Source organism: Chryseobacterium sp. FR054, from assembly GCF_056844565.1.
Map to the genome: position 1 here is coordinate 1,160,531 of NZ_JBXDSA010000001.1, position 13,907 is coordinate 1,174,437.

At 40.6% G+C, this 13,907-nt stretch carries 3 protein-coding genes; all 3 read right to left on the minus strand.

The features are described from left to right. Position 1: 1 nt before the first annotated feature. Entirely contained in the window at positions 2–6,841 is a 6,840-nt protein-coding gene (locus tag AC106S_RS05410; protein WP_482438061.1) for a hypothetical protein, read from the minus strand. A gap of 92 nt (positions 6,842–6,933) precedes the next feature. After that, positions 6,934–10,419, minus strand: a complete 3,486-nt coding sequence (locus AC106S_RS05415; protein ID WP_482438062.1) for a hypothetical protein — start codon at positions 10,417–10,419, stop codon at positions 6,934–6,936. A gap of 13 nt (positions 10,420–10,432) precedes the next feature. Beyond that, positions 10,433–13,360 (minus strand): S8 family serine peptidase, encoded by a 2,928-nt coding sequence (locus AC106S_RS05420; protein WP_482438063.1) that lies wholly within the window; start codon positions 13,358–13,360, stop codon positions 10,433–10,435. Positions 13,361–13,907: the final 547 nt, after the last annotated feature.

Below are 13,907 nucleotides of genomic sequence, written 5' to 3' on the forward strand. Positions count from 1 at the left end.
TTTAATTATTGATTAATTGTATATCGTTTGTAATCACCTCTGATTGCTCTGTATAGGCAGTTCCGTTCCATGCTTTGTATCTGAACCTGCAACGGATCTTCTCATTGGTTATTTTCTTGTTTTTATTCATGATCAGCATCTGTGAATAATCTTTTGAGTATAAAACCTTAAAGCTGTCATCTGCATTTATTCCGTCTGCTTTAAGAATTTCGAAAGTATTCGCCACTTCAGTCAGAGGAATTTTCGGATCGTTGAACGGTTCCGGGTTTCTCACCAGGATTGCCACGACATCTTTTTCTGCATTTACAATTTTCACAAATTCTGTTGCGGAAGGCGGATCAAGTGGTTTTATTCCCAAAACTCCTTCAAAAGCCCTGTCAAACACTTCAGAATAGGTTTCTACCAGATTTTTCAGATATGCATTTTCAGTTCCTCCGGACACCAAAGTATAGGCATCGTTCAGCGACTGTTCCGAAAGGTTTACATTGATTTTATAAACCGCATCTTTTTCATCTACAAGGACGTTAGTATCGTCAAAATCTTTCAGTTTATAACTTTCTACCTGCTCCCTGAAATTCATATATCTGGAAGTTTTGAAGGTAAACTCGTGAACTTTCTGGTTTTCTTCATAGATGATCTCTCCTTTGTCGTTGAGCTGATCGGCAATGCTTCCGTTTCCGTCTTCATCAAAGGCATTGTACACAATTGCTGTATACAGCTTTTCAGGATTCAGATTCGTAAGTACAACTGAGTAGCTGTATGATTTCGGTTTAACAGGATCTCCCAACTGAAGGCTGCAGACCATAGAACCCGGATTCTGGTTAATATGATTCACATAATTGAACATCTGCTGAATGCTTAGAGGAAGATTAGGATCATCCGGTAACCAGGATTCTTCTCCTTCAGGTACTGTTTCGTGCATGGTCCAGTCCTGAGGCAGCGGATAAGGTACAATAACATCTGTAACAGGATCTTTGATCACGATATTGATATTTCCTTTCAGTTTTTTCAGTCCCGGTTCTATTTTATCCCAAGTCTTGAGCATATTGTAGACATATGGTTTTGTAAAGAACAGACGTATTTCACATTCTCTGTTTCCATAGAAGATCGGTTTGGACATCAGCAGGCTTCCGTCTGCATTAGGATAAGACCTCTTCATATCGATATAAGATTTGAGAGAGGTAATCGGATATTCTTCCGGTTTTTTTCTCTGCTCCGGATCCAAAGGAACTCCGTTTTCATCTTTAATCAGTTCGAGATATTTTATATTTCTTTTTTCAAAATGTCCGATCGGTCCGGCGGTTTTAAATCCAAAATAGTAATCATAAATGTGAGGTGTATCTCCGTTTACTTCGTCTTTCAGCTTCAGATTGACACAGTATACACTGTTTGGTCTCCAGATCGGCTGAATTACTTTTTCCATGGCCTCCATCATCAGCTGAGAATCCTGTACCACAGCCGGCTGAGAAGGAATAGTCTGCTGATATTCATGATCCTGTGCCGTAAGCCATGATACCTGGTGCATCAGTGTAAAACAGTTCACGGCTGTTTCACCGCTGTCATTACATCCGCAATCTCCAAGCTGGTAGATGATATCATAGATTTTCTTCACAATCTGCATTGCTCCTGTTACCGTAGCCCCTTCAAGATGTCCGTATTCTTCAAGTTCCTTTAATTCGTTAATGATATATCCATAACCTCCTACGAGTTCATACTGAGGATGTTCTTCTTCAAAGCGGAGAATACTTCCGATGAAAATTTCAAAACATTTCCAATGCCATCTCAGATCATCTGAACTGCCATTGTATAAAAGACATGTGTTAAGGTCATACATCAGCTGGGTCAGGAAGTTGCACAGTTCATCTTTACGATGGCACGGGTCTTCTTTTCCGTTACATCCGCAGTCCGGTGTAAAGCTGAGTTTAATCGGCTTGTCCTGGGTTTTATTTACCTTAATGATCACCGCTTTGTCTGTACGACGTTTCGGAAGATCATCTACATAGCAGATCTCCAGTCTGGATGAACCTGCCGATATTTTCCCGATTGTGGTATTATGCAGAACGGAAGGGTCCTGAAATGGTACATACAGGAATATTACGGAATGGGTATTAAAGTCCACATAAGGTCCGTCCTGGCCTGTCACTGCATTGAACTGTGCCTGGTATTCCGTATAATTGTTAATTACCGTAGAGTCTGAAAGATTTACAGTTCCCGGCCATCCGGTCCCCTGGTAATTATCCTGAGTATGAAGAATATCAAAATCAAGTTCGCTGCACAGTGAAGATGTACATCCTCTGCTTCTTAATTTAGACAGCGTTGCCATAAGAGATTTGTACACTTCACGCTGGAACCTGTTAAGAAAAATAGTGGATACTTCACCTGATGAGTTGGAAGCTGCATCCAGCCATAGCTGCTCAATCTGGGCATTAATAGAATCTATCTCCGCCTGATTCTGATTTTGAGGAATGATTTCTATTTTGCTTACATACTGTCCGCCATAATCATCTGATTTATACGCCAGTAGATCGGCAGCCAGTTCAGCTTTTGATTTTACTACCTCATTGATCAGTTCATACTGCTGGTAGATGGAATTGGAGAAAACATCTTTATAGTATCTTACCCTCAGGTTTACAGCCGTTGTGGTAAGCCATAATCTTACCTGGGCAGAAGCCTGCGGAAGAAGAATGACCATCCCGTTTCCGTTTTCGATCTTTAAGGACCTGGCAAAGTTATGCGGATTGGATATGTTGGAAACACTCATATAATCGTTATCCGATGCGGCTCCCAGAATATTGTAATACGCTCCGTTGATGTATTCATTCGGATACATTAAAGGCTGGTGGTATACAGTTCCTACCGTTTTATCCAGAACGTTGGATTCATGCCATGTTTCCGTATGTTCCGTACAGAATAAGGTAGAGGCAGTGATCCCGTACTGCTCAGGAATAAACCATCCCGGCTGTCCTCCGTCCATGAAAGAGAAAGGCGTGGAAGCAAGAATTCTGATCGTATCGTATTTTTCATTGTTCTTCTGCCAGAAACCAATTTTGAAATTATTGATATTCGGAAGGTTCGGAAGTTCTTCTTCTGTAACTACCGCCCTGTACGGATTGTATTCTTCCCAGACACCCTGTTCGTTAACGATATTGATGATCACATCTTCAATAGAATATTTATGCTGTACCTGGCGGATCACATGACCTCCCGGCTGGTTTTTCTCAGGCGGAATCAGATCAAGATATCCGTTGGCTCCCGTTGTATGTCCGCCGATCTTTTTATCAACAGCCGCTACCGGAATCATTCCTTTTTCAATCTTGATATCCACATAGGTATCCAATGGGATATAAGGTAACTTCTCTTTAATAGCAGCAGGGTCCGGCACTACATTTACAGGCAGAGGTTTAAGAATAAATTCCTCATTGGTAAGCATATGCACTCCTTTTACCGCATTTTCCAGTCTGGCTTCTTTCGGATAATCGATATCCGGGGAATCAGATTCATAGGTAATAGGTGGTATTCCGGAGGTATCTGTATCCGGGTTTTTCTCCCATTTGAGGGTTAAATGAACTTTAAGTTTAATCTTAATGAAAAGAATTTTCACCTTCAGTTCAAATTTCAGTTCTGCAAGAATCAGGAACGGCTTGATCAGTTCTACCCTGAAGTAGATGGAAATGAACAGGGATACACTGATGATGAACAAATTGATTTCCGCTCCTCCTTCTACATAGATATATCCTCCTGTCTGCGGTCTTTCAAAGCTGACTTTTCCACCGACTTCGATAGCAGCCCACACTTTGACGATGAATAGGTTCAGGTTGAAGTCTACCCTTGCACCGGCTTCTATTCCTTTGGCGGCAATCATCAGGTAGGCCTGTGCCCGGATATTCACCGAATCTTTAAACAGGGATGCCGTAATCGGTTTATCTTTTGTTCCGAAGTTCACATACCACGGTTTCTGGTTCTTGAAAAAGAATCCCATCTGTACCTCGGCTTTGATGTCTATAAAAGATCCGTCTTTTTTGTTGAGCTGGAAGTTTCCTCCTGCTCCTATCTCCAGAGAGTTGTTCCCTACAATGACAAATGCATAGAAAGGCGGAACACGCGGATCATCTTCCGTAAGCCCCAGACGCTCGCTGATAATGGTAAGCCCTGCATCAATGGCAAACATACTTGGCAGCGACAGAAGCACCATCGCCCTGAGTGAGGCCAGACGCCCGTCCAGAGTTGCCAGTGAAGCTCCAACACCTACCGAGAACGGGGCACTGAATTCTTTGGTATATTGCGGGCCGATAAATTTGTCCATATGGATCCCTCTTTCCGGGTGTACGTAAAAGTCGTACCAGGAATCGTCATCGGTCATTCCGATCGCTTTTTTATGGGCAATATAGCGGTACCCGAGAAGTCCCCTGAATCCGAAGATTCCAAAGGAGCCCAACGGAATAGCCACCGGAAGCTCTACGCTGGCATCAATATAAAAGCCGGGATATTTAGGATCAAAAGCCATTTCTGCTGAACCGTACATATTCATTTTAGGAAGCTGTACTGAGATTTTTCCTCTGTACTCTGTGGAAACTCCCGGTTCCGGAATGGTAAGTGCTCCTTTGATAATAGCCATTGCTGCTGAAGCGCTTGCTGATCCCGGAATCACAAGGTCGATCTCTAAAGTGGAGATATGGAAATAGCTGTCTCCGCTACCACCATGCTCATCATTGTCATTGGTATAATAGAACTTCACTCCGTTTCCTCTTACATCAAGACCAAGCGGATTCACATTGATTCCTCCATCGAACCCGATATAGTTGTAACTTCTCATTACCCCGTTCTTCATTCGCTGAATGGTTCCGAAGTGAACGGCCGTTACACTCATCGTGATCGGTCCGATATCCAGGCTAAGGTTAACCGGGATCACGGTATTTCCTCCGGCCAGTTCAAATTTACCGTTACCGTAAAAACGCATTGCGGGAAGATCAATTCCGTCTTTCAGCATTTTTGCTCCGAAAGATCCTGGCGGGAAGGTAATTTTGGTATCGGCACCAATGAAGAAATTGTCATTTTTCTTTCCTACTTCTATATTCTGAAGATGGAAATCCAGGAAGTTAAACAGGTTCATTTTCCATCCTGACGGAAGAAATGCTGCGGAAAGTTTAAAGTTTTCTTTGCTTTCCCATTCTCCGTAAACATCAATCCTTGCCAGCCCGTTCGGATTATCCTGTCTTGTAAATTTAGGAAGCTCCAGCTGGGCATGCAGATGTGATGAGGTTACTTTTCCGTGGAAAAAGCTGATATCGAATTTTTTAAATCCTATTTTCCAGGATTTATCGGCATCTTTCCCCAGATTCAGCCACATATAATCATTATTTCCAGAATAGAAGGAATTGATGTATTCCCGGAATTTATCCTGGCTTTCAATGGTTTTGGCGGCTCCTCCGTTTTCATTTACCTGCAGCGGGAATTTAAAACGGTACTGGTTTTTATCGGGAAGTGCATTCACATAAGCCAGTAGTTCGTCATAATTTCCGATCGGAACTTCCTGGATCATTTCGTCATTCAGGATCTTATAGCCTGTAATAGGATAAGTAAATGAGAAATTGTTATTAAAGAATGAGGTAACCTGCCCGGCTCCGCTGGAAACAGGTACTGCTTCCAGTGCAAAAGTTCCGGTAACCCCACCTGTTCCTACGAGAAGGTTATATCCTCCCAAACGCAGTGTAGACTGGTATGTACTCTCTTTACTGAACCATTTCGGCGGCAGTGTTACAGACAGTGCATCGGCATATACCCCCACAAAGTCCGGCGGATATCCCATAGCATCGGCTTCGGGAATATTTTTCTTTTTGCTGAGATCCAGTTTAAGCCGCTCGATCTGGATGAGTAAGCCTGTTTTTGCAATTTCTGAATATTTGGGATCCAGTGTACCTGCAAGATCAAGGTTATACCCAATTCCCGCATCGGTATCTGCATAGAAAACCGCTTTTGCAAAATCGAAACTGGTCTTTTTATTGTCATCCGGGTCGGGCATCAGAACGACTTCTCCGTTTACCGTTTCTTCTTTCCACGGCAGCAGGATATTTCTTGGAAATTCAACGGAAGCTGAGGTTTCCAGGGTTACCAGGGCCTGCGGTCTGATAATATTCTTAATGTATTCATTAATGTCTTCAGGCAGAATTCTTTTAAAGAATTTCTTAATATTTTCTTTTGTTTTAGACAGGTCTGCTTTGTCCAGAATATACAGGGAGAATGCAGCAAGTGCAGCTCCGTCTCCATACGCTTTGTTGATGGAAGTAATCAGCTCCCTGATTCTGTTACCCGTTACCGGATAAGGAATTGGGGTAGACAATGCTGTTCCGAGCTCTGCATTGAAATCATCTACGAACTGATGAACCGGATCACCTGTTCCGTTCACAAATACATTGATGGCTTCATTCACAACTGTTTCTTCTGAAACATTCAGACAAACCAGTGCAATATTGAAGATCTCCTGAGGCTCGAATGAAAAGCTGTCCAGATCAAATCTCGACAGATAGGCAATAACAGGCCAGTTGTAGCGGACTGTTACCGGAAATGAGGAAATGGTATTATCCTCATGGTCTCTGTTAAGCACAAACTTCAATCCATAGATCAGATCGAACTCCAATCTGGTTTTTGAAACAATGCTTAAGCTGTAAAACGCACTTTCACCCAAAGGGCTGATACTTCCCTGATAATTTTTGTAATATATCCTGGAAAATATGCTTTGGGCCAGGGTCTTCACGAAATCCAGCGAAGACGGGAGGCTGTCTAAAGTAATCAGATTAGAAAGCCTCGGATAATAATGTAATGGTGCTGGTGTATTATTAGGCATATTCGTTTATATTTTTTAAATTTATTTTCTTCTTACATCCCGGAGTTAAGGGCATCCGTAACGTAAGAAGCCGGAAAACCGTATTATTCATACTAAGAGTTCCTGGATGCATTCTTTCTTGCAATTCCCCACTGCCAGAAGAAGGTTCCCTGAATGAACGACAGTGCAGTGGGATCGTCATTGTCATAATCCATGACATTGTTGGTGGATCCTTTAGCAAATGTCAGATAGGCTGATTCCTGAATATCCCGGTCTGTAAAAGCATGGGCAATGCCCAGACTGTGAAAGTATTCATGTGCCAGATCCCATACGTGAGGTCCGCTCGTTTCGTGGGCCGAATTAAACATTAAGATGGTCTTGATTTCCTGAGAGGTAGCTCCTCCTACTCCAGATTCTTCATTTCTGGCATTGATGAAAAAGACTTTTACATGGTCATCATACCCTTGAACAAGCCCTTTCAGATATTTGGCCAGCCTCATTCCGCTTACCTGTTTTTCGTCATTGATTACGTCCGGGGAATCGAAATAATTCTGGAAGGTAGAGTCACCAATGAGGTCTTTTTCCGGTACGGACGTCGTATCTATGGTTAATTTGATGTTATTGGTACTGCTGAATATTCTCAGGAGCTCCAGTTCATCATCCGTCACTTTACCAATTCCGGCATCCCCGCTTTTGTGTCTGATCTTTACAACCAGAAGCTTTTTCTCCCGGATATTTTCCGCAGAATTAGGGAAAAGGTACATTTTGCCGGCCAGTAATTTCCCGGCCATTACCTTAAAGATTTCCAGTTTTTCGTATGGGGCAATAACTTCAAACTCGAAATCGATCCAGTTTACCTTTTTACCATTGGTTACTGCCGGTATATCGCTGCCGGCAAAGCTTACATAACTCAATTGTGACTGGGCAAAGTTTTCATCTGTTTTTACGGTTAATGCAGCACCTGTGGCGCTTCCAATCTTTTTGATTTTAAATTTCCCCGCATTGAAATAGAGCCTTAAATCCGTTGCTTTTTTCTGGCTTCTGATCTTCATCTTCAGTTTCAGAGTGCTGATCTTATAGTTTTCTATGTTTGGAATACTGATCCAGGCCGGTGAGTAGTCTCTATCATACAAATCATCAGGTTCTGTATTGGTGTATACGGAATCATCCGTACCGGTAAACAGATTACCATTGGGTAATTTCCAGCTCATAGGAATCGACCTGTATAATCCTTTCGCTCTTACATATTCTTTTTTGTCGAGTGTTACATTGGAACTATTAGGATCGGTTGATATATTTCTTCCTATACTTTTATAAGCATTCTGATACGCCATATCATAGATCCTGTAAGGAGATTTTCTTTCACTGTCTCCTTTTCTGAGCCAGTCGAAACCATAGAACAAATCCGGATTATTATTGCGTGCAGGAGGTGTTCCGGGAGGAGATCCCGGAGGAGCTGCAAGCGGATATTTATAAAACTGCATCCAGTTATCTGCCGGTCTGAAATCTACGGTAGTCTCTGCCAATTCTTCGTAATAGGCAAAATGATCTGAATAGCTTTTGGTAAAAAAGAACTGTTCGTCTGTGCTGTACATATAAATTTCAGCCTGTCCCGAAGGGGTCTGCGTAGATTTTCTTATTCCATCCCCGATCTCGTAGCTTACCTGTACTGCATATTTGGCAAAATACATCGCTTCGGCATCCGTGGCTTTATTTTCCTGAAAATCTATATAATAGTTTAAAGCCTTGTTTTTCTCATCAGCCGGAATTCTCGCCAGTAAAGCATCAATATCCGCCTGTGTAAGCCCAAGTATCATATTGGGGAAAACATTCACAGATTCATCCGCTCTGAATGCCAGCGAATAAATATTACCCGCAATCTTTCCTCTGAAAACGGAAGCATTGGCTTTTCCTAAGACTTCCCTGCAGAACTCCCGGGAACTGCTGATCTTCTTGGAGGTATAACCGGCACTCAGGAAACCGGGATTCTGGAATTCAGCATATTCATCATTCTCAACGGTAGAAGTAACCGGAGTTAAAAAAAACGTTTTAAGCCTTTTACTGACATCCGGATTTTTCTTATCAAATACGATCTTGGTATTATAAAGAACGGCTTCTTTTCCCCGCCCTGCCAGAACAGGTCTTGTACTGACTCCCCAGCTCATTCTGCTCTCGGTTCCTGTAAAATCCTCTTCTTCAAAAATGGTATCAATATCCAGAGGGCCAAAAAAGCTGTTCTTATCGTCATTCAGGGAACATGATAAAAATATCAGTGAGGAGGCACGGTTGGCAGGAATATCTGCTGTCATATAGCGTGGAATATGTCCTCCTCCTTCAATTTCATATACCAGTTCTTCATCTTTGCAGAATGTTCCGCCATTCATTCCGGTATGATAATATACCTGATTATTGCGGATTTTGGTTAACTTTAAAGTAATCCTGACAGAGTCTGCTTCATTGTTAAAGATCTGTATAGGCCATCCGTCAGCATGGAACTGCTCAAGCTGTGTAGTGACGCTGTTCACACTGTAAGAAACCAGAACAGGTTTAGCCACCTGGTCATAAAAATTATATGACCGTCCTTTTGTACTTTTTATATAAAGATATACCTTGTTTTTGTTTTTGAACTTACTCACGACATGGGTAAAAATATCAGCCGCTTTTTTCCAGGTATCTTCTGAGCTTCCATTCTTTACTTTGACCTTTCCGCCATTATTGTTATTGGCTCCGACAGCGGTAATATGGGCTCCATAGTAGGCCGCGGGATCTACAAAATGGTAGATGTTTTCACGGAATATCTTTTCTCCGATTCCGTTGGTATTGCTTCCGAACACATACGCAGCTCCGGCAGTTCCTGTATTCAGGATACATTCTTTCGCGTTGGCGAATTTTTCGTTGAACTGCAATCCTGAAACAGCTTTTCCTTCTGTAAAGTCACCGTCATCAAGAACAATTTCAAAGCCGAAATTTCCTTCAAAATTACCGATATGCATTCCTCCTGTTACATGAAGCAGGGAATGTGTATCTTTTGTAAAGAACATCTGCAGGATCTGATCAACAGGTGTATTCTCGTCCAGATAGCCTATCTTTTTTGCTTTAAAATCCTGATCTGTTTCATTGAACTCGGTATAATCGTCCCACACAGGTTTTAAAAAATCCAGTGTATTGACATTGAGTTTCTCTATCAGAAATTTTTCACCGCCTACATTTTTGAAGATATTTTCTGTTTTTATCCCCCTGTACACAAAGTATTTCACTTTTACCCCCAGCCCGATATCTTTGTTGGGTTTTAAAAAGATGTTGACTTTATTGATTTCATTTCCATGCTGGGCAAAGAATAAAGTTCCGGAGGTTACCGCATAGGCCTTCACCTCTGTTCCGCCACTGTTAAAGCCTGTTGTAATCTGGAATTCATCGCTGCTGACAGGTCCAAAAGCCTTATCCGAAGGCACCTGAGCGGCGGAAGGATCCATAAAGAAGTACGATTCCGGTTTTCTTGGGGGGACATTCAGCCCTTCAATCCCCGATCCCGGACCTCCGCCCGGATCTGACTGTGTTTCCTGTACGACAGGAAAACTATAATCGAAAAAATTTGACATATTAATTTTTGTTTTAAGCGTTGGTCACGTTAAATCTGATCTCTTTATCATTATTATTGAAATTGAATTCATAATTCAGAAGAGCATTCTTGTAATTGGTGTACAGCGTGGAATCTGAAATATTCATATCCGCCTGCAGCCATCCGTTGGAAGGGACAGTATTCATCGCCCAGTTTCCATTGATCTTTTTGAAGACCACATCCTGTTCAACATTATTGGTTGTTCTGTTGACCAGTGAAAATTTGAACTCCATAGTGTCAAGGTCGGCTGAAGCGATATTATAGTTTTCAAAGCTGAACTTTTTATTGGTGGTCTGGCTTTCCACTTTTAGTTCGTATTGATTATGATCGTTTAAAATATCGACTTTGCCGTTAGCTCCAATAGCATTAATTGAAATTGGAGTAGCAATGATCTCCCTGCAGCTCAGGTTCTTATTATTCTTAATATCATTCAGATCTACATCGGGGCCATCAAAAGGAGCAATATGGGCAAGAATAAACGTACGAAGTTTTCCTTCCGGATTATGTTTTTTCCAAACATCAGAAAGATTTTTCCATTGTATTACGACAACTCTATCTTTACCTGCCTCGATCGGTAATACCTCCTTTACATCTAAAAGCAGAGTTTTCATATTTAAATTCTCCGTATTATGAAACCAGCAGTCAGGAAATTTGAATTTCGGGTCTGCTTCATTGGTAAAAGCTACCAGAACTCTAAGGTCGGTCTCTTTAAAACTGGTTCTGTTCCCTTCATTTCTTACTCTGACATATATTTTTTGTTCCTGATTGGTTTTCAGAGTATTATATTTATTTTGAGCATCCGGTATCAAAGTATCTGCACTGTTGATCGGAGCGATCCAGATATCAGGACTGTCCGGAACCGTACCTGCAGGCGTTCCATCGGGAGTATGTCTGAGTCTCATGATCGGTTTAGGCTCATTCGCCCAGTTGAGTACCATTGCTACGGCCGCAGATGCATCGACTCTTCCGGTACCAAAATAATCATTGATTCTATAACCATAATTGTACTCATTGATCTTGTCCTGTAGTTTATACTTATTATCACCAGTGATTTTATTGGCCGTCTGTTTTAATATATGCTTGATTTCTGCTGCATTGAGAGTTTTATTTACAGACATAAGCATTGCAGCAACACCACATACAATAGGAGAGGCAGCAGAAGTTCCTCCGAACTTGGAAGTAAAATCTCCATATGAAAGGGATTTTATAAAAATCTCTTTATAGGCTTCTATTACATTATCTCCAATATGATCTATAAACCCTCTGTTATATTGAGAATCACCCTTGAATCCTATTTTACCCAGGGTATTATAATATTTATCATCTACAAGCACATACTGCCCGCTAAAAAATGAATACTTAATATCATTGATATTGTCTAAAACAATAAAATTCCCTTTCTCGTCTATCGTCTTTACCTTCATTTTCATTTGCCCCGGAATTATTTTTAAGTTTTCCGGCAAAACTGCCAATGAGGTATTTACAGTAATTTTTTTAGTATCAAAGCTGATATTTGTAATTTTAGCCTGAACACCATTATTATAATCGGCTTCAGGATAGATGTATACGTCCTGTCCATTCTGAAATCCCCGTAAATCTGTTACTTTTACAATATTAGTCGTGTATTGCGGTCTTTCCGCATCTTTTTTCCAGACCAGCACTTTAGCTTTGGTGTTTACAATACTCAGACTTCCTTTGGTCTTAGTAAATTCAACAGGTTTATCTAATGTAATATTCAGAAAATTCTGATTATTCACCGTAAGAAATTCAGTTGTTTTTATGTGTCTTAATTCATGGAAATAGCTATTCTGTGCCCCGAATTCAATAGCCTGTCCTGGAAATACTCCTTTTATTTCACCGGTGAGTTTAACCTTTGAGGAGTTTATTTCATTTACATCAGGAAACAGATAGGTATTATCATTTGCTCCTACATCTCCGCATTTTATATTCGCAGAAGCATAAATAAAGCTATCACCTTCTTTGAAATCTGCGGCAGGGCTACTTGGTGCACAAAGATCTACCCTTTGACCATAGTTTGAATATCCGGCTCTTTCCTCATTGAATACAGGATTATTACCATTAAAATCATTTGGTATTCCCAATACAAGTTTTGATGCTGATACCAGTAATGGTTTTTTAGTAAGAGCATTATACCTGTTAGCCTCTGTTATTTTGATATTTTCATTACCTGCAGATGAGATAACCAAAATACCTTTTCCGTTTCTTCCATATGCAAACAAATCACTGTATATGAAGTCTACTGTTTTCCTTGAAATATAATCGCTGGCGTCTACATCATTAGTTCGCACAGGCCAGCTAAAACTTGTATTAACAATAGATGCCGCGATATTATTTTGAGATTCGGATGCATTACCCGGAGCCAGGGGAATAATATTATCCTGAAACTTAAAATATGAAGAATACCCAATATTTTTTTCATGATGGTAGGAGTCTAAATTACCTTTCACCATTTTATTTACTGAAGCAATCATCGGCATACCCTGAAATTTGTATGCACTGATCAGGTTGCACCTGGGTACTATTCCTTTTATACCTATCGGTTGGGAGGTTTCATAATCTACACCCGCAATTATTGATGCTACAGAGGTTGTGTGTGAAGAAAAATAATTGGACTTATCATCCTTACTGAGCATATAGTTTATTTTGATATCATGGGTAAATTTCCCATCTAATACCTGTCTGGTAAAATTCTGTTTATTTTGATACAAGCTTTTATTCGCTGCTCTATACTCCGAAACTTTGAATCTCCTTTCCAGGTTATCGTCTACAACAAGGGGATCGAATTCCAAAAAGTTTTCCACCACACCTATATAGAGCGTGTTATCACCATGTCGTACAGTATCAGGCATTAAAGCAAGTGCTTGCGGAACATTTATAAGTTCGTGATGCCAATTTCTCATTATGTAATATTTTTGTTATTGTAAACTTGATAAGAATCTACTTCCTTCCGTTTATCCGGAAAGGATGATTCAAAACTCATTATGGGATTATCCCTATAAATTTCATTGTTCATACGCATTAAGTTTTTTTGAATAATCACAGAAAAACCAATTACATCTCATGACATTTCTCTTCCCGGCTATGCGGGAAATCTGAAAACAAACAGATAAGAATATTCCGTACGGAGATTTCTGCTTTCTGCTCTGTTCTGAAAAGAGTTATAAAAAATGGGAGAAATTTGTATGATACTCTATGAATCTGTGTTTTCAGTTTCATGTTTGTCCTGTTTTCTTCAAAAAATTCTTCAGAGATCACTGCCCTTTGAGTCTGAAAAAATTCTTTGGTGAATAAACATAAAAAGGTTTTTGGAACCGTATTGTCCGTTATTCTCCGTTATTTCAACAGGAACATCGTTCCTTTGATTTAATACGTCTTCTGCTCAAATTTCCTTACAGCTTTCTGTGACCGGTATTTTTAAACGGAGAATAAAAATGTCAGGATGTCTAT

Coding starts and splice junctions, on each gene's coding strand:
- AC106S_RS05420 (WP_482438063.1), bottom strand. CDS start 13,360: ATGAGAAATTGGCATCACGAACTTATAAATGTTCCGCAAGCACTTGCT.
- AC106S_RS05410 (WP_482438061.1), bottom strand. CDS start 6,841: ATGCCTAATAATACACCAGCACCATTACATTATTATCCGAGGCTTTCT.
- AC106S_RS05415 (WP_482438062.1), bottom strand. CDS start 10,419: ATGTCAAATTTTTTCGATTATAGTTTTCCTGTCGTACAGGAAACACAG.